The sequence below is a fragment of the Dyella thiooxydans genome (assembly GCF_001641285.1).
In the GTDB taxonomy this organism is placed as follows: Bacteria; Pseudomonadota; Gammaproteobacteria; order Xanthomonadales; family Rhodanobacteraceae; genus Dyella_A; species Dyella_A thiooxydans.
This window is the reverse complement of record NZ_CP014841.1, coordinates 835748-851595: the sequence shown is the minus strand read 5'-3', so window position 1 is coordinate 851595 and position 15848 is coordinate 835748. Positions and strand designations below refer to the sequence as shown.

Genomic DNA, 15848 nt, shown 5'->3' with positions numbered 1-15848 from the left:
CAAGCCCGTGATGACGCTCGAAAAAAAGAAAGCCCGGCGACAGGCCGGGCTCGCGCGGACAATCGTCAGGTGCGGTCAGGCGGCGTCGCCGCCCTCTCCCACCGCCCGCTGCTGGAGGTTGCCCCGGTAGATGAGATAGGGCTCGGCCTGCCCCTCGATCACGGCATCGTCGACCACAACCTTGCTGACGTGATCGAGCGAGGGGAGCTCGTACATGGTATCGAGCAATACCTGCTCCAGAATGGTGCGCAGGCCGCGCGCGCCCGTCTTGCGCTTGAGCGCCTTGCGGGCGATCGCCTGCAGGGCTTCAGGACGGAACTCGAGCTCGGCCCCTTCCATCTCGAACAGTTTCCGGAACTGTTTGGTCACCGCATTCTTGGGCTCGGTGAGGATCTTCACCAACGCCGCCTCATCCAGTTCGTCCAGCGTGGCGATGACCGGGAGGCGACCGACGAACTCCGGGATCAGACCGAACCGCACCAGGTCGGCCGGCTCCACGTCGGCCAGCACCTTGCCCACGTTCGACGTCCGCTCCTTCGAGCGGACTTCAGCGGAAAAGCCGATGCCGGTAGTCTCCGAACGCTGCTGGATCACCTTCTCAAGGCCCGCGAAGGCGCCGCCGCAGATGAACAGGATGTTCTTGGTGTCGACCTGCAGGAATTCCTGCTGCGGATGCTTGCGGCCGCCCTGCGGCGGCACCGAGGCCAGCGTGCCCTCGATCAGCTTCAGCAGCGCCTGCTGCACACCCTCGCCCGAGACGTCTCGGGTGATCGACGGGTTCTCGCTCTTGCGCGAGATCTTGTCGATCTCATCGATGTAGACAATGCCCGACTGTGCCTTCTCGACGTCGTAATCGCACTTCTGGAGCAGCTTCTGGATGATGTTCTCGACATCCTCACCCACGTAGCCGGCCTCGGTCAGGGTCGTCGCGTCGGCGATGGTGAATGGGACGTTGAGGAGGCGGGCGAGCGTTTCGGCCAGCAGGGTCTTGCCCGAGCCGGTCGGACCGATCAGCAGGATGTTGGACTTGCCCAGCTCGACCTCGTCGCCCTTCTGGCGCGACTCCATCCGCTTGTAGTGGTTGTAGACGGCTACCGCAAGCGCCTTCTTGGCGCGCGTCTGCCCGACCACGTACTGATCAAGCGCTTCCATGATCTCGCGGGGCTTGGGAAGGTGCGTACGCCCGGAGGCGGCCTTCTCCTCCAACTCCTCGCGAATGATGTCGTTGCAAAGCTCCACGCATTCATCGCAGATGAACACGGACGGGCCGGCGATCAGCTTGCGCACTTCATGCTGGCTCTTGCCGCAGAAGGAGCAGTAGAGAATCTTGCCGCTGTCGGTGGAACGCCCCTGCCGCTCGTCGCTCATGCTAGTGATCCTGCCTTTGAATCGGTTTTCGGCCCGAGAATAGCACAGGGCTCCGCGCCTGAATCGAGGCGCGGAGCCCGCTGGAGACCTGAGTTTGAAGCCGGATCAGGCCGACTTGACGGTATCGACCGCCCGGCGGTCGAGAACGGCGTCGATCAGGCCATATTCCTTCGCCGCCTCGGCGCTCATGAAGCGGTCGCGCTCCATATCGCGCTCGATCTTTTCCAGCGGCTGGCCGGTATGGTCGACGTAGATCTGGTTCAGGCGCCGACGGAGATACAGGATTTCCTGGGCCTGGATCTCGATGTCGGTGGCCTGGCCCCGGGCACCACCGGAGGGCTGGTGGATCATCACCCGGGAATTCGGCAACGAATACCGCTTGCCCTTGGCCCCGGCCATCAGCAGCAGCGAAGCCGCACTGCAAGCCTGGCCAACGCACATGGTGCTCACGTCGGGCTTGATGAACTGCATGGTGTCGTAGATCGCCAGCCCGGCCGTGACCACACCGCCGGGGCTGTTGATGTACAGGTGGATGTCCTTCTCCGGGTTCTCCGACTCCAGGAACAGCATCTGTGCGACCAGCAGGTTCGCGACGTGATCGTTCACCTCGCCGACCAGGAAGATCACCCGCTCCTTAAGCAAACGGGAGTAGATGTCGTAGGAGCGCTCGCCGCGAGCCGTCTGCTCGACGACCATGGGCACCAGGTTGAGGTTCTTAATCGGATCCATGGTCATCTCTCCAGCTTTCCAGCCATTGGCCTGAACGTTTTACCCGAGGATACGCGACTCAGGCACCCGCAGGACGCATGACCTCGTCAAAGCTCAGGTTCTGTACGGTGGTGCTGGCGTGCTCGGCCACCCACTCGGCCACCTGATCTTCCATCACGCGGTTCTGCAGCCCGGACATCAGTTGGGGATCGGAGTTGTACAGTTCAATGACCTGCTCCGGCTCCTCGTAGGTCGAAGCGATGGCCGCAAGCTGCTCGGCCACGCGCTTACGGTCGACCACCAGCTCGTTCTTGCGGGCGATCTCACCCATCAGCAGGCCGGCAAGCACCCGCTTGCGCGCCATCGGCATGGCGGCCTCGATGAGCTGCGGCGGGGGCTGCTGCCCCTTCGGGACGCTTCCGGCGGCGAGCGCACGAGCTTCCGACTGGACCATCAGGTTCGGCACGTCGACCTCTGCATAGGTGTCGGCCAGCTTCTCGGCAACCTCGGCCTTCAGACGGCCCATCAGGGTCGCCTTGAGCTCGCGTTCAAGGTTGGCCCGGACTTCCTTGCGGAACGTCTCGAGATCACCGTCGGCAATACCGAAAAGCTTGGCGAACTCGGCATCGACCTCCGGCAGCTTCGGCTCCTGGACCTTGATGACCTTGAAGGCCACCTTCGAGGTCTTGCCAGCGAGGCTCTCATTGCGGAAGTCGGTCGGAAAATCGATGTCGGCACTGAACTCCTCAGCCGCACTGCGGCCGGTCAGCGCGTCATCGAGCGCCTTGAACAGGGTCCCCGAGCCGAGCACGCTGCCCGCCCGCTCCTGACCTTCGGCCGGAAAGCGGTAGTCACCCGCCTCGGCGGAATACTCGAACATCACGAAGTCGCCTTCCTTGGACGCGCGCTCGACCTCGTCGAAGGACCGACGCTGCTGGCGGAGGGTTTCGATCATCTTTTCGATATCGGCCTCGGTCACTTCCGAAGCAGGACGCTGGACGGCAAGAGTGGTCACGTCGATCGCCGGGAACTCCGGCATCACCTCGAAAGTGGCGGTATACGAGATCTCGCCATTCTCCGGGGTACCGGTGGTGTCCACCGACGGATTCGCCACCGGACGCAGGTTCTCCTGGTCAAACGCCTCGCGCAGCGTGGTTCCGATCAGGTCAGACAAGACCTCGCCACGGACCTGCGCACCGAAACGCTGCTGGATCACGGTGGTCGGCACCTTGCCGGGGCGGAAGCCCTTCAGCCGGACGGTACTGCCCATCTCAGCGATGCGCGCGCTGACCTGCGACTCGAAGCGCTCGGCGGGAAACTTCACCGTGAGCTTGCGCTCGAGCTTGCCGACGTTCTCAACCGAAACCTGCATGACGACTCCTGGGTTTTCCTGGGTAATGGGGCCTGTCACAGGCTCCAAGGCGGCCGGCAGCCGCCACAAATGAACAAGGGATGGTGCGAAAGGCGGGACTCGAACCCGCACGGGGATTACCCGCCAGAACCTAAATCTGGTGCGTCTACCAGTTCCGCCACTTTCGCAAGCCGCCTACCAAGCGTCGCAAACCATGGATTTGCAAAACAATTCGCAACTCCGCATCAAGCGGAACGCAAGCTGTCTCGCACACCCTGCCTTGCGCTGCTAAGTCGATGATTCCCTTACGCGAAAGCCCGCTATTCTAGGATCCTGCGAGCCCGCAGTACAAGCGCCCGAGGGCTCGTTCCGCACCCGGATGGCACCGCCCTGCCCACAAGCAAAGACGCCGGTCGTTTCCGACCGGCGTCTTGCGAATTGGTGGGCCGTGTAGGATTCGAACCTACGACCAATTGATTAAGAGTCAACTGCTCTACCAGCTGAGCTAACGGCCCTGAAACTTCAAATTTGGGGTGAGCGATGGGATTCGAACCCACGACATCCGGAATCACAATCCGGGACTCTAACCAGCTGAGCTACGCCCACCGTAAAACTGTTTGTTGGCGCGCCCGACAGGACTCGAACCTGCAACCGTCGGCTTAGAAGGCCGATGCTCTATCCGGTTGAGCTACAGGCGCAGTCACCGCATGGCAGAGCCCAGCGTGGTCGGGGCAGAGGGATTCGAACCCCCGACTTTTGCGTCCCAAACGCAACGCTCTACCAGACTGAGCTATACCCCGCCAGAGACACCGATCACTATCGCTACGCGAAGCTCTCGAATGCTACGGGTGACGTACTGTCCAGTCAATCCGTATTCGAGCACACCAGACTTGAAACTGTCTGGTCCGCAGTGCGATGTTCTGCCCCGCGAACTGGAAACCACCGCAAGCGGCGACCCCCGTCCTGAAGATGGCGCGCCCGGAGAGATTCGAACTCCCGACCGCCTGGTTCGTAGCCAGGTACTCTATCCAGCTGAGCTACGGGCGCACACTTCAAAACTGTTGATTCACTGCGTCTCAAGCATTGCGAGAGGCGCCGAACCGAGAAGCGGAATTATTCAGATACAGCGCGCAGGCGTCAACACTTTTTTGCAAAAATTTTTCCGCCGATCGCAGCGGCCTACCAGAAACTCCTTGACCAGGGCTTCCCGTTTGGCCGTCCAAACGAGAAGCGCCGCGAATGACCGCGGCGCCTCCGTATCCATCTCGAGTCGTCGGTCAGCTCTGGATGGCGGGGTTGCCCAGTTTGGTGGATCCTGCGTCCCCTCGCGGCGGCAGCGGAGGCACCGGACCGGAAGAACCTCCCGACTTGTTCCAGTCCGCCGGCGGGCCGGGGACGCGACCCGCCATGATCTCGTCGATCTGATGCGCGTCGATGGTCTCGTACTGAAGCAGCGCTTCAGCCATCAGATGCAGCTTGTCGATGTTCTCGGTCAGCAGCTGCCTGGTTCTCGCATAGGCCCTGTCCAGGATGCCCCGCACGACAGCGTCGATCTTGCTCGCCGTCTCGTTGGAGATGCTCTTGTGCTGGGTCACCGAACGTCCGAGGAACACCTCGTCCTCGTCCTCACCGTAGGTAATGGGGCCCAACTCGTCGGAAAGGCCCCACTTCGTGGCCATGTTGCGGGCCATCTTGGTGGCACGCTCGATGTCATTGGACGCACCGGTCGTTACCTTGTCCGCGCCGAAAATGATCTCTTCAGCCACGCGCCCACCATAGAGCGAGCACAGCTGCGACTGGATGGCGACCCGGTTGATGCTGTACTTGTCGTTCTCCGGCAGATACATGGTCACGCCCAGCGCGCGGCCTCGCGGAATGATCGTCACCTTGTAGACCGGGTCATGCTCGGGTACCAGCCGGCCCACGATCGCGTGCCCCGCCTCGTGGTAGGCGGTGAGCTTCTTCTCGTCCTCGCTCATCGCCATGGAGCGCCGCTCGGCCCCCATGAGGATCTTGTCGCGGGCCTTGTCCAGATGCGTCATGCGAACTTCGCGCGCGTTCTCGCGCGCGGCGAACAGGGCCGCCTCGTTGACGAGGTTGGCCAGGTCCGCACCCGAAAAGCCCGGCGTACCGCGAGCGATCACCATCGGATCGACATCGCTGGCCATCGGCACCTTGCGCAGATGAACCTTGAGGATCTGCTCCCTGCCCTTCACGTCCGGCAGGCCGACCACCACCTGGCGATCAAATCGGCCCGGCCGCAGCAGCGCCGGGTCGAGCACGTCGGGCCGGTTGGTTGCGGCGATGACGATGATGCCCTCGGTACCCTCGAAACCGTCCATCTCGACCAGCAACTGGTTGAGCGTCTGCTCGCGCTCATCGTGACCGCCACCCAGGCCGGCGCCGCGATGGCGGCCAACCGCATCGATCTCGTCGATGAAGATGATGCAGGGAGCATGCTTCTTGGCCTGCTCGAACATGTCACGCACGCGGCTGGCACCCACGCCCACGAACATTTCGACGAAGTCCGAGCCTGAGATCGAGAAGAACGGTACCTTCGCCTCCCCGGCGATCGCCTTGGCCAGCAGTGTCTTGCCGGTACCGGGAGGACCGACCATCAGCACGCCGCGCGGGATCTTGCCGCCGAGCTTCTGGAACTTGCCCGGGTCGCGGAGGAACTCCACCAGTTCGCCCACTTCCTCCTTGGCTTCGTCGCAACCGGCCACGTCGGAGAAATTCACCTTGACCTGGTCTTCGCCCTGAAGCTTGGCGCGAGAACGACCGAAGCTCATCGCCCCGCGTCCGCCCGCGCCTGACTGCATCTGCCGCATGAACCAGATGAACACGGCAGCGATCAGGATCACCGGCAGCCAACTGATCAGCAGGTTCATCAACGAAAACCCGGGAGCGGCATCCTGACGGACCTCCACACCCTTTTCCTGCATCTGCTTGACCACCGAATTGGTGGAGAAGCCCAGAACCGGAGCCACGGTCCGGAAGCTGCTGCCGTCCTTGAGCTTGCCGCTGATGGTCGCGGGATTCTCCGCGCTGATCGTGGCGCTGGATACGTTGCCGTTGTCGACGTTCTGCACGAACGCGCTGTACGGTAGATCCGAAGCGGCACCACCGTGCGGGTTGAAGCTCTGGAACACGGCGATGAGCACCACCGCGATGATCAGCCAGAGCAACAGGTTTTTCGCCATCTCGTTCATGCGCGGTTTCCGCCCGGTTGCGCGCCCGAGGCCTTCAGCCCCGTTGCCAGCGCGTACACCTCCCGCGAACGCGCGCGGGAGGCCTTAGGTTTACGCATAGTCACGCGCGAAAAGTCCGCGCGCAAGCTACGCAGGTAATCGTCGAAGCCCGTTCCCTGGAACAGCTTAATGAGGAACGACCCGCCGGGCTTGAGCCACTGCCGACTGAAATCCAGCGCCAGTTCAGCCAGATCCATAGACCGGATCTGGTCGGCCAAGGCCACCCCACTCATATTGGGGGCCATGTCCGAGAGGACAAGATCGAGCTTCTTTCCGTCCAGCATGGCCTCCAGTTGCGACAAAACGTCCGCCTCGCGGAAGTCGCCCTGCAGGAACTCGACCCCCGCGATGCCCTGCATCGGCAGGATGTCCAGCGCCACGACACGACCGGTATCGCCCAGCCGCTGCCGTACCAGCTGCGACCAGCCTCCCGGGGCCGCCCCGAGATCGACCACGGAGATCCCGGGCTTCAGCAGGTGATCGCGCTCGATCAGCTCCTCCAGCTTGTAGACGGCACGCGAGCGCACGCCCTCGGCTTGCGCCTTCTTCACGTAAACGTCGTCGAAATGTTCCCGCAGCCAGCGGGAACTGCTTTTGCTGCGAGACATGACCGGCAACACCACAGATGCGGAAAACGGTCGGCATGATACCCTTTGCGGTCCTGCAACCGCGAATCGAGCGTCGCTCCCCATGGCCCTGTCCCCCTCCCAGCGGCGCTACCTGCGCAGCCTCGCCCATGATCTGAACCCGGTGATCCTGCTGGGCGCGAAGGGAGCGACCGAGGCAGTGGTCAAGGAGCTCGGCCAGGCGCTCGACCATCATGAGCTGGTGAAGGTGAAGCTCTCCGGTGGCGACAAGGACGAGCGCCAGTCGCAGATCGATTTCCTCATCGAGGGCACCGGCGCGGAGAATGTGCAGGAGATCGGCCATATCGTGGTGCTGTTCCGTCGCAATGCCGACGACCCGAAGCTTGCCCTGCCGCGCTGATGGATCTCTCGCTCGACCTGCCCGGATCCTTCCTGTTCGTCCGGCGTACCGCCGCGAAGAGCATCACCGTAGTCGACCGGGAGATCGCCGCCAGCTTCGTGCTTGCCCCGGACCGACTGCTGGAGGACTGGCCCGTGGCGGACGCCCGGATGCTGGCCACCACCCATGCCGAGACGGTGCTCGGATTGCAGCCTGAGCTGGTACTACTCGGCAGCGGCGAGCGCCAGGTATTCCCACCGATGGCCTTCCTGGCCGCCTTTCTCGGCAAGGGCATCGGCATCGAAGTGATGGACAACGCAGCGGCCGCCCGCACTTACGATCTGCTGGCCGCCGAAGGCCGCCGGGTCGTGGCCTGCTTCATTCTTCCGGGCCACTGACCCGGGAGCCGCGTCCGCTCAGCGGGCAGGCAGGAAGTCCATGGGATTGACCGGATTGCCATTGCGGCGGATCTGGAACTGCAGCTCATCCTGCGACGCCCCCGTCGACCCCATCTCCGCGATGACCTGCCCGGCCGATACCCGCTGCCCCTCCTTCACGAGGCGCTTGCGGTTGTGCCCATAGGCGGAGAGGAAATCGTCGTTGTGCTTGACGATGATGAGCTCTCCATAGCCCACCAAACCGTTGCCGCTATAGACCACCACACCATCGGCGGCAGCCCGGACCGGGCTTCCCGCGCGGCCGCCGATCTCGATCCCGGGGATCGCGTCACCGCTCTGGAATCCCTTGATCACGGTGCCGTCCGCCGGCCAGCGCCAGGCGATGCCACTGACCCGGCGAGAGCCGCCGGGCGGCAAGGCCGGAGCAGGCGGCGGAGTTGGGCTCTGGACCGAGGCCTCGCCAGCCACCGGAACCGCATCAACCGCTGCGGGCACGGAAGCGGAATGTGCAGCGGCAGGGGCCACGGGCGCCCGAGCGACCGCCGACGCCTCGGCGCGGGATGCGGACGCGGTGCGCCCCGGTGCGCGGGCAACGGCCCGCACCGGCTCAGTCGTCGGTCGGGGCTTCCTGCTCGCCTCCGAGGGGTGCATGAGCAGCACCTGCCCGGGCCAGATCGTGTAGGGCGCCGAGATTCCGTTCCACTGCGCCACGTCGCGGAAGTCCTTGCCGTGGCGGAAGGCGATGGAATACAGCGTGTCGCCCTTCTCCACCCGGTAGGTGCCGGACGCGACGGGATGAGTAATGACGCGAGATGGAGCCCGATACGACGGGCCGCTCCGGCTGGCCGGCTGCACCACGACCGAACGGGGCGTCCCGCACGCAGCCAACAGACCGGCAGCAGCCACCAATCCGAATGCCTGGAGGTGTCCTTTCATGGCCCGAAGCATACCGATGCCGGCCCTGTCTGCCCATGCGCGTTCGGCGACATTCCGGACGCTCAACGCCACAGGACCCACCACGCACCCAGCGCCACGAGAATGACCACGGTCGCCCAGCCGATCCGCTCGATGTTCCGATGCAACACCTGTTCGGCACGCTCACCGACCAGCCGCACCAACAAGGCGAGCAGCCAGACCCGCTTGCCCCGACCCACGGCCATGCAGGCCAGGAAAGGAAGCACCGGCACACCCACGATACCGGCCGCCCAGGTCACGAACTTCATCGGGATCACCGGCTGCAGCGCGGCGAGCATCAGCGCACCCAGCATGGCCAGCCAGTGCCGGTTCATGTCGTCCTGCAGGTGCCCGACCCAGGTGCCGATGGTCTGCTGCATGCCCGGGCTCAGCAGCGGATGGATGCCCTGGTACGCCCAGTGGCCCAGCGCGTAGCCGACCAGCGAACCGAGCAACGAGAAAAGCAGGCTGATGTTGGCGTAGAAGAACGCCTTGTGCCGACGCCCAAGCATCATCGGCGCCAGCATCACCTCCGGCATCACCGGAAAGATGAAAGCCTCGATGAAGCTCAGTCCGCACAGGTAGGGCACCGCCCGGGGATGGCGCGCCCAGACCAGCGCGCGCGCGTACAGCGCGCCGAACAATCGCATCAGCCGATGCCCCCCAGCAGCGGCACGAAGCTCACCGGGCCGAGCTCTTCCTGCACGAAGTCGCCCTGCCCGTCACCGCGCATGCGTATCAGCGTCTGGCTGCTCGGCGAACCAACCGGCGCTACCAGCACGCCGGCAGGCGTCATCTGATCGAGGATGGCGTGGGGAATCGCATCGCCCGCGGCTGTGAGGATCACCGCATCGAACGGTCCCTCGTCCGGCCAGCCCAGCTTGCCGTCGTCGTAACGCGAACGCAGGTTGGTGATACCCAGCTGACGGAACCGGCGACGCGCCTGGCGCAACAGTTCCTCGATCCGCTCGACGGTGTAGACCTGCGGTACCAGCGCGGACAGCACGGCTGCCTGGTAGCCGGAGCCGGTGCCGATTTCCAGCACCTTCTGCGGCATGCCGAACTCGAGCAGCGCCTCGGTCATCCGCGCCACCACCCACGGCTGGGAGATGGTCTGGCCGTGGCCGATCGGCAACGCGGTGTTCTCGTACGCACGCGAATGCAGCGCCTGGTCGATGAAGTGATGCCGCGGCAGGTTGCGGATCACATCGATCACGCGGGCATCCTGGATGCCGCTTTCCTTCAACGTGGCGGCCAGACGGTCCCGCGCGCGTTGCGAGGTCATACCCTCGCCCTTCAATGCCGACGGCGGCAGCGGATGGATGTTCATCGCTCAGGCTGCCTCGTCGTCGATCGCATCGCTCATCGCCTGCATCCAGCCGCTCACCTTGTCCAGCGCCTGGTAGCGGGTGAGATCGACGTGGATCGGCGTCACCGAGACATAGCCGCGGCGCACGGCATCGAAATCGGTACCTGGGCCATCGTCCTCGGCGGGACCGGCCGGCCCGATCCACCAGATCGGGCGCCCGCGCGGATCGTTCTGCTCGATGCACGCCGCCGCCCGATGACGCTTGCCCAACCGGGCCACCTCGAAACCACGGATCTGTTCCCAGGGCAGGTCCGGCACATTGACGTTGAGGATGGTGTCGGCCGGCAGCGGATCGACCAGCAGGCGCTCCATCAGCAGGCGCACGGCACGCGCGGCCGACTCGTAATGTTCGCCCCGGTGATCCTTGCTGACCAGCGACACAGCGATCGCCGGCAGGCCGAGGAAACGTCCCTCCATCGCGGCCGACACGGTGCCGGAATAGATCACGTCATCGCCGAGGTTGGCCGAATTGTTGATGCCCGAAACGACGATATGCGGCTCTTCGTCGAGCAGGCCGGACAGTGCCAGGTGCACGCAGTCGGTCGGCGTCCCGGCGACGCGGTAGTAGCCGTTGTCCATGCGGGCGACGCGGATCGGCGCGTCCAGGGTAAGCGAGTTGCTGGCACCGGAGCGATCGCGGTCGGGCGCCACCACGGTTACTTTTCCCACTGCGCCGAGGCGCTCGGCGAGCACGCGGATGCCCGGGGCATCCACGCCATCATCGTTGCTTACCAGGACTCGCATGCTGTTCCGTCGAATGGCCGTGAATGGGGCGCCGCCAAACCGGCCTGCGCCCCCAGGTACAGGGCTTCGAGTCTAACCGAGCGGCCAATGTGTTTCACGAGAAAACCGGCCGAACAGGCTGTCCCGGATCGAGGCCCATTCGTTAGCATGGCGGCATGAAGCGCCACGCTCCCCCCACGGTCACCGAGGACGACGTCCGCCTGTTCCGGGAGGCGATCGGCGAGGTCCGCCGGCTGGAGGCCGAACCGGTGCTGCCGGCAGGCCCGCGCCCGGAGCCGCAGGCACGGATGCTGGAGGCAGACGAGGCGGCGGTGCCGGGCGAACTGCTCGACATGGCCTTCGATCCCGCCCTGATGGAGGTCGGCGAGGAACTGGGTTTCCTGCAGGATGGCTATCCGCCGAAACTGCTCAAGCAGCTCAAGCGCGGCCAGTTCAGCGTGCAGGACGACCTGGATCTCCACCACATGAACGCCGCCGCAGCGCAAGCCAGCATCACCGATTTCCTGGCCGAGGCGAAGGAACGGGGCCTGCGCTGCGTGCGCATCGTGCATGGCAAGGGATTGCGTTCGAAATCGGCCGGCCCGGTGCTCAAGGCCCTGACCGATCGACTGCTGCGCCGCCGCGCGGACGTCATCGCCTTCGCCTCCGCGCGCCCTGCGCAAGGCGGCACGGGTGCCGTGGTGGTGCTGCTGGCGGCACGCCGCTAGATTCGCCGCTCAGCCGGTCGTGGCCAACTCGCGGATCACCGTCGTCGCATAGGCGCCCGCCGGCAGTTCGAAGCGCAGCTCGAGCGCGTCCGCAGATAGCCAGTTCCAGGCCAGCCCGGCGGGCAGCAGGCGCAGCGCACGCCGGTCGTGACTCATCCGCGCAGCGGTCAATCCATCGGCAAGATCCTGCCAGCCGGCCGCGATGCGCTGCTCCAGCGCAGCCACCGCGCCCTGCGAGGCCGGATCGCCCTCACCCCACAACGGACCTGTCGGATGGATATCGCCCTGCGCCAGCCGCCCGGCCAGCACCGCATCGAACGGCTCCGGGCCGAACCACGAGCGCGATCCGGCCAGGGCCCAGATTTCACCCTCCAGCGCCGTGTCCCAGCTCCCCTGCTCCACCCGCTCGGCGAGCACGCTGTTGAAGATCTGCGAGCGCGCAGCGGACAGCAGCAGGCTGCGTTTGTCGCGGTCCACCCGGCGCCCGGCGAACATCGCGCGGGCCTGGGCCAGATTCCCGCCCTCGCGGCCGAATCGCTGTTCGCCGAAGTAGTTCGGCACACCGCGGGCGGCAATCTGCTGCAGCACGCGCTCGGCATCCTCGCGTCCGCCCTGCACCTCGCGCAGGACAATCACGAAGCGGTTGCCGCGCAAGCCACCGCGCTTGAGCTTGCGACTGTGGCGGGTGGCCCCGAGCACAGTCACCTCCTGATGGGGGAACGCCGACCAGTCCGGATCCGCGCGACCGGGCAGTTGTACCGAGAATGTCTGCCGGGTGACCGCATGGCGATCCTTCAGCCCCGCATAGCCCACGTTCACGGGCGGTACGCCGGCGAACTTCGCCAGCTCCCGCGCCACCCAGTCGGTGTTGGCACCGCGCTTCTCCACCCAAAGCAGGGCGTGCTCGCCGGCACCGTCGGCGTCGTAGCCGAGCAGTTCCTCGACCTGGAAATCCTCGGGCGTGGCGCGCAGCCGGGCGGTCAGCGGCACCGGGCCGTAGGCGGTGGGCAATTCGGAAACGGACATGGCACTCCGCCGGCCGCGCCGGCATGCAGGAAAGCGTTACATCAGGAACAGCGTGGCCAGCCCGAGGAAGATGAAAAAGCCGCCGCTGTCGGTCATGAAGGTGAGGAACACGCTGGCGCCCAGCGCCGGATCGCGCCCCAGGCGGATCAGCGCCATCGGGATGCCCACACCCATGAAGGCCGCCAGCAGCAGATTCAGCGTCATCGCCGCGGTCATCACCAGGCCGAGCATCGGACTTTCATACAGCAGAGCCGCCACGGTGCCGATCACCCCGCCCCAGATCAGTCCGTTGAAAAGCGCCACCCCCAGCTCCTTCTGCCACAGCCGGCGGATCGCGTTGGGGTTGACCTGATCCAGTGCCGAGGCGCGCACGATCATCGTGATGGTCTGGTTGCCCGAGTTGCCGCCGATACCGGCGACGATCGGCATAAGGGTGGCCAGCGCCACCAGCTTCTCGATCGAATTCTCGAACAGGCCGATCACGCGGGACGCCAGGAACGCGGTCACCAGGTTGATCGCCAGCCAGCTCCATCGGTTGCGCACCGAGGCCCAGATCGAGGCGAAGATGTCTTCTTCCTCGCGCAGGCCGCCGCGGCTGAGCGACTCGCTCTCGCCCTCCTCGCGGATCACGTCGACCATCGCGTCGATGGTGATGCGGCCGATCAGGTGGTTGCCCTCGTCGACCACCGGCGCGGTGACCAGGTCGTAGCGCTCGAATGCCTGGGCCACCTCGTAGGCGTCATCCCCCGGGTGGAACGTGTTGACGTCCGGCGCCATCAGCTCGCCCACCATCCGGTCGGGCGGATTGACCAGCAGCCAGTGCAGCGGCAGCACGCCGGTCAGCACGTTGTCGTGGTTGACCACGAACAGCTTGTCGGTCTGCGGGGGAAGCTCTTCGAAACGACGCAGGTAGCGCAGGACGGTCTCCAGGCTGACGTCCTCGCGGATCGTCACCATCTCGAAGTCCATCAGCGCGCCGATCTGGTCGTCCTCGTAGGACAGCGCCGACTGCAGCTGCTCGCGCTGCTGCGCATCGAGGCTGGCCATCAGCTCCGGCAGCACCTCGGTCGGCAGGTCCTCGACCAGGTCGGCCAGCTCGTCGGCGTCCAGCGGCTCGACTGCCGCCATGATCTCGCCCTGGTCCATGTCCGCGATCAGCGATTCGCGGACCGCGTCGGACACCTCCAGCAGGATCTCGCCGTCACGATCGGAACGCACCCGCTCCCAGACCGTCAGGCGCTCGTCCAGCGGCAGCGATTCCAGAATGAAAGCGATGTCGGCCGGGTGCAGCGGCTCGAGCTGCTGCTGCAGCACCTCGCCGCTGTCCTTCAGGGCTTCGGCGATCGGTGCGCGGGCCACCGGATCGACGTCGGCATCGCGCAGCGCATCGAGTTCATCGCGCATCCGTTGCTGCTGCCGCAACAGGTCGACGATGGTGTCCAGCTGCTCCTGCAGCCGCTGGCCGGCGCCGCGGGCCTCGGTCTCGCTCACGCGCGTTCCAGCAACACGCAGGCCTGTGCGGCTATGCCTTCGCCACGACCGGTGAATCCGAGCTTCTCGGTGGTGGTCGCCTTGATGCTGATGCGGTCGATGCCGCAGCCCAGGTCAGCGGCAAGGTTGTCCCGCATCACCGACGCATGCGGCCCGACCTTGGGTGCTTCGGCAATCACCGTGACGTCGGCGTTGCCGAGCCGGTAACCCTGCTCTTCCATCAGTCGTGCGGCATGGCGCAGGAACTGCCGGCTGTCGGCGTTACGCCACTGCGGGTCCGAAGGCGGAAAGTGCTTGCCGATGTCGCCCATCGCCAGCGCGCCGAAGATCGCATCGCACAGGGCGTGGATCACCACATCGCCGTCCGAGTGCGCGACCAGGCCGCGGCCGTGCGGCACACGCACACCGCCAAGGATGACGAAATCGCCCTCGCCGAATACGTGCACGTCGAAACCTTGTCCAATCCTCACCGCGTCACTCCTCATCCGCCGGCGCCGTGCGCCCGAGCAGGAACTCGGCCAGCGCGAAGTCCGCCGCGGTGGTCACCTTGATATTGTCTTCCGCGCCTTCCACCAGCAGCGGCGCGTGACCCGCCAGTTCCATGGCCATCGCCTCGTCGCTGACGGTAACGCCTCGACGTGACGCTTCACGCAACGCCTCCGAGAGTGCGCCGCGGCGGAACATCTGTGGCGTGAAGGCCCGCCAGCGCCGGTCTCGCGGCTCGGTGAGCGCGCTGCGGCCGACTTCGTCCGCCCGCTTGAGCGTATCGCGCAGCGGTGCGCCAAGCAGCCCGCCCTCGCCCGCGCCAGCGAGCTCGATCAATCGGGATATGTCGTCCAGCCGGACGCAGGGCCGGGCAGCATCATGCACCAGCACGTGCTCGGCCTCACCGACCCCGGGCGACAGAGCCCGCAGCCCGGCCAGCACGGAGTCGCAGCGTTCGGCACCGCCGGCGGTCGTCTGCACCGGCTTTCCGCGCAGGCTGGACAATCCGGGCCAGAGCTCGTCGCCCGGTGAAAGCACCACCATCAGGCCGGCGATACCCGGATGCCGCGCCAGCCGGTCCAGCGTGTGCTCGATCAGCAGCCGGCCGGCGATCGGCAGGTACTGCTTCGGGCGGTCACCACCGACGCGTAGGCCGCGCCCCGCCGCCGGGACCACGCACCACAACCCGGGCGTGCTCATGGGGTCCCGCTGCCGGCTGGAGCCGCTGTCGAGGACGCAGCGGACGCCGGACCTTCCACCACCTGGTAGAAGGTCTCGCCGGGCTTGACCAGGCCGAGTTCGGCGCGGGCGCGGGCCTCGACGGCCTGCTCGCCGCTCTTCAGATCGGTCACATCAGCAGCCAGTGCCTGGTTGCGCTGCTGCAGGCGCTGGTTTTCATCGGTCTGCTTCTTCACTGCCGCACGCAGGGTATCCACCTCACGCATGCCGCCCGCGTCGCTCCACAGCTTGAACTGCAGAGCGACGAGCAGTGCGATCAGGATCAGCGCGACCCAGCGCAGCATGGCGAAG

Annotated in this window: 17 protein-coding genes and 6 tRNA genes; 3 read left to right on the top strand and 20 right to left on the bottom strand. The window is 65.6% G+C overall.

What is annotated here, in order from left to right:
* Positions 1-75: 75 nt before the first annotated feature.
* The 11 genes from clpX to rlmE form a co-directional block, all read right to left on the bottom strand.
* Complete coding sequence (gene clpX, locus ATSB10_RS03955) at positions 76-1368, bottom strand: ATP-dependent Clp protease ATP-binding subunit ClpX (protein ID WP_063670656.1); 1293 nt, start codon at positions 1366-1368, stop codon at positions 76-78.
* 105 nt (positions 1369-1473) lie between these two features.
* Entirely contained in the window at positions 1474-2097 is a 624-nt protein-coding gene (clpP, locus tag ATSB10_RS03950) for an ATP-dependent Clp endopeptidase proteolytic subunit ClpP (protein ID WP_425478157.1), read from the bottom strand.
* A 58-nt stretch (positions 2098-2155) separates the two neighbouring features.
* Positions 2156-3448, bottom strand: a complete 1293-nt coding sequence (gene tig / locus ATSB10_RS03945; protein WP_063670653.1) for a trigger factor — start codon at positions 3446-3448, stop codon at positions 2156-2158.
* Between the two features lie 81 nt (positions 3449-3529).
* A tRNA-Leu gene (locus ATSB10_RS03940) sits at positions 3530-3615 on the bottom strand.
* A gap of 251 nt (positions 3616-3866) precedes the next feature.
* Positions 3867-3942 (bottom strand) — tRNA-Lys (locus tag ATSB10_RS03935).
* Positions 3943-3956: 14 nt separating this feature from the next.
* Positions 3957-4033, bottom strand: a tRNA-His gene (locus ATSB10_RS03930).
* A gap of 15 nt (positions 4034-4048) precedes the next feature.
* A tRNA-Arg gene (locus tag ATSB10_RS03925) sits at positions 4049-4125 on the bottom strand.
* 25 nt (positions 4126-4150) lie between these two features.
* Positions 4151-4227 (bottom strand) — tRNA-Pro (locus tag ATSB10_RS03920).
* 170 nt (positions 4228-4397) lie between these two features.
* Positions 4398-4474 (bottom strand) — tRNA-Arg (locus ATSB10_RS03915).
* A 230-nt stretch (positions 4475-4704) separates the two neighbouring features.
* A complete protein-coding gene (gene ftsH, locus ATSB10_RS03910; protein ID WP_205631091.1) occupies positions 4705-6639 on the bottom strand; it encodes an ATP-dependent zinc metalloprotease FtsH in 1935 nt (644 codons plus the stop codon).
* On the bottom strand, positions 6636-7286 hold the full coding sequence (rlmE, locus tag ATSB10_RS03905; protein WP_063670651.1) for a 23S rRNA (uridine(2552)-2'-O)-methyltransferase RlmE: 651 nt from the start codon (positions 7284-7286) through the stop codon (positions 6636-6638). Before rlmE ends, ftsH begins: the two co-directional genes overlap by 4 nt.
* 82 nt (positions 7287-7368) lie before the next feature.
* On the opposite strand from rlmE, the gene yhbY reads away from it, so the two are divergent.
* Together yhbY and ATSB10_RS03895 are read left to right on the top strand one after the other, a co-directional pair.
* Positions 7369-7665: a ribosome assembly RNA-binding protein YhbY gene (yhbY, locus tag ATSB10_RS03900; protein ID WP_017461164.1), complete on the top strand. Its 297-nt coding sequence runs from the start codon at positions 7369-7371 to the stop codon at positions 7663-7665.
* A complete protein-coding gene (locus ATSB10_RS03895; protein WP_063670649.1) occupies positions 7665-8042 on the top strand; it encodes an Mth938-like domain-containing protein in 378 nt (125 codons plus the stop codon). Before yhbY ends, ATSB10_RS03895 begins: the two co-directional genes overlap by 1 nt.
* A gap of 18 nt (positions 8043-8060) precedes the next feature.
* Here ATSB10_RS03895 and ATSB10_RS03890 read toward each other — a convergent pair whose 3' ends face one another.
* The 4 genes from ATSB10_RS03890 to surE all read right to left on the bottom strand — a co-directional run bounded on the left by ATSB10_RS03890 (position 8061) and on the right by surE (position 11109).
* On the bottom strand, positions 8061-8978 hold the full coding sequence (locus ATSB10_RS03890) for a peptidoglycan DD-metalloendopeptidase family protein (protein WP_236886487.1): 918 nt from the start codon (positions 8976-8978) through the stop codon (positions 8061-8063).
* A 62-nt stretch (positions 8979-9040) separates the two neighbouring features.
* Positions 9041-9646 carry a YqaA family protein gene (locus ATSB10_RS03885; protein ID WP_063670645.1) on the bottom strand — a complete coding sequence of 202 codons (606 nt, stop codon included), beginning with the start codon at positions 9644-9646 and terminating at the stop codon, positions 9041-9043.
* On the bottom strand, positions 9646-10326 hold the full coding sequence (locus ATSB10_RS03880) for a protein-L-isoaspartate(D-aspartate) O-methyltransferase (RefSeq protein WP_063670644.1): 681 nt from the start codon (positions 10324-10326) through the stop codon (positions 9646-9648). Before ATSB10_RS03880 ends, ATSB10_RS03885 begins: the two co-directional genes overlap by 1 nt.
* 3 nt (positions 10327-10329) lie before the next feature.
* Positions 10330-11109 carry a 5'/3'-nucleotidase SurE gene (surE, locus tag ATSB10_RS03875; protein ID WP_017461170.1) on the bottom strand — a complete coding sequence of 260 codons (780 nt, stop codon included), beginning with the start codon at positions 11107-11109 and terminating at the stop codon, positions 10330-10332.
* 155 nt (positions 11110-11264) lie between these two features.
* Here surE and ATSB10_RS03870 point away from each other — a divergent pair, with 155 nt between their 5' ends.
* On the top strand, positions 11265-11816 hold the full coding sequence (locus ATSB10_RS03870) for a Smr/MutS family protein (protein ID WP_063670642.1): 552 nt from the start codon (positions 11265-11267) through the stop codon (positions 11814-11816).
* Positions 11817-11825: 9 nt separating this feature from the next.
* On the opposite strand, the gene truD is transcribed toward ATSB10_RS03870, so the two are convergent.
* The 5 genes from truD to ftsB are packed head-to-tail and all read right to left on the bottom strand — an operon-like array spanning position 11826 to position 15841.
* Entirely contained in the window at positions 11826-12842 is a 1017-nt protein-coding gene (gene truD, locus ATSB10_RS03865) for a tRNA pseudouridine(13) synthase TruD (protein ID WP_063670640.1), read from the bottom strand.
* Between the two features lie 36 nt (positions 12843-12878).
* A complete protein-coding gene (mgtE, locus tag ATSB10_RS03860; RefSeq protein ID WP_063670638.1) occupies positions 12879-14333 on the bottom strand; it encodes a magnesium transporter in 1455 nt (484 codons plus the stop codon).
* Complete coding sequence (gene ispF, locus ATSB10_RS03855; RefSeq protein WP_269465619.1) at positions 14330-14803, bottom strand: 2-C-methyl-D-erythritol 2,4-cyclodiphosphate synthase; 474 nt, start codon at positions 14801-14803, stop codon at positions 14330-14332. Before ispF ends, mgtE begins: the two co-directional genes overlap by 4 nt.
* 4 nt (positions 14804-14807) lie before the next feature.
* Positions 14808-15518, bottom strand: a complete 711-nt coding sequence (gene ispD / locus ATSB10_RS03850) for a 2-C-methyl-D-erythritol 4-phosphate cytidylyltransferase (protein WP_063670634.1) — start codon at positions 15516-15518, stop codon at positions 14808-14810.
* On the bottom strand, positions 15515-15841 hold the full coding sequence (gene ftsB, locus ATSB10_RS03845; RefSeq protein WP_063670632.1) for a cell division protein FtsB: 327 nt from the start codon (positions 15839-15841) through the stop codon (positions 15515-15517). The genes ispD and ftsB overlap by 4 nt, the downstream gene beginning before the upstream one ends.
* Positions 15842-15848 lie beyond the last annotated feature (7 nt).

Coding starts and splice junctions, on each gene's coding strand:
- clpX (WP_063670656.1), bottom strand. CDS start 1,368: ATGAGCGACGAGCGGCAGGGGCGTTCCACCGACAGCGGCAAGATTCTC.
- clpP (WP_425478157.1), bottom strand. CDS start 2,097: ATGGATCCGATTAAGAACCTCAACCTGGTGCCCATGGTCGTCGAGCAG.
- tig (WP_063670653.1), bottom strand. CDS start 3,448: ATGCAGGTTTCGGTTGAGAACGTCGGCAAGCTCGAGCGCAAGCTCACG.
- ftsH (WP_205631091.1), bottom strand. CDS start 6,639: ATGAACGAGATGGCGAAAAACCTGTTGCTCTGGCTGATCATCGCGGTG.
- rlmE (WP_063670651.1), bottom strand. CDS start 7,286: ATGTCTCGCAGCAAAAGCAGTTCCCGCTGGCTGCGGGAACATTTCGAC.
- yhbY (WP_017461164.1), top strand. CDS start 7,369: ATGGCCCTGTCCCCCTCCCAGCGGCGCTACCTGCGCAGCCTCGCCCAT.
- ATSB10_RS03895 (WP_063670649.1), top strand. CDS start 7,665: ATGGATCTCTCGCTCGACCTGCCCGGATCCTTCCTGTTCGTCCGGCGT.
- ATSB10_RS03890 (WP_236886487.1), bottom strand. CDS start 8,978: ATGAAAGGACACCTCCAGGCATTCGGATTGGTGGCTGCTGCCGGTCTG.
- ATSB10_RS03885 (WP_063670645.1), bottom strand. CDS start 9,646: ATGCGATTGTTCGGCGCGCTGTACGCGCGCGCGCTGGTCTGGGCGCGC.
- ATSB10_RS03880 (WP_063670644.1), bottom strand. CDS start 10,326: ATGAACATCCATCCGCTGCCGCCGTCGGCATTGAAGGGCGAGGGTATG.
- surE (WP_017461170.1), bottom strand. CDS start 11,109: ATGCGAGTCCTGGTAAGCAACGATGATGGCGTGGATGCCCCGGGCATC.
- ATSB10_RS03870 (WP_063670642.1), top strand. CDS start 11,265: ATGAAGCGCCACGCTCCCCCCACGGTCACCGAGGACGACGTCCGCCTG.
- truD (WP_063670640.1), bottom strand. CDS start 12,842: ATGTCCGTTTCCGAATTGCCCACCGCCTACGGCCCGGTGCCGCTGACC.
- ispD (WP_063670634.1), bottom strand. CDS start 15,518: ATGAGCACGCCCGGGTTGTGGTGCGTGGTCCCGGCGGCGGGGCGCGGC.
- ftsB (WP_063670632.1), bottom strand. CDS start 15,841: ATGCTGCGCTGGGTCGCGCTGATCCTGATCGCACTGCTCGTCGCTCTG.